At 41.5% G+C, this 234-nt stretch carries 1 pseudogene; it reads left to right on the top strand.

From position 1 onward, the window contains the following. Positions 1-23 precede the first annotated feature (23 nt). Positions 24-234: pseudogene (locus tag AAEY79_RS16485) on the top strand (glutamate--cysteine ligase); the annotation flags it as partial.

Genomic DNA, 234 nt, shown 5'->3' with positions numbered 1-234 from the left:
ATGAATAACAATAGATGACTATTATGAGTAATTTCGCCCCAACCTTTGCCAATTTTACCATTCCAAAATGGTTTGACAGTCAACTTTTAGTAGGGATGCTGCGCGGTATCGAAAAAGAAGGGCTGCGTGTGCGACCTGATGGTTATTTGGCACAAACACCGCATCCAGAAAAATTAGGTTCAAAATTAACCCACCCCTTTATTACCACCGACTATTCAGAAAGTCTGCTTGAGC

The sequence above is a fragment of the Psychrobacter sp. GW64-MNA-CIBAN-0177 genome (assembly GCF_040309585.1).
GTDB classification, from domain to species: Bacteria; Pseudomonadota; Gammaproteobacteria; order Pseudomonadales; family Moraxellaceae; genus Psychrobacter; species Psychrobacter okhotskensis.
Note: the sequence above shows the minus strand (reverse complement) of the source record. Positions and strands in the feature narration are given on the sequence as shown.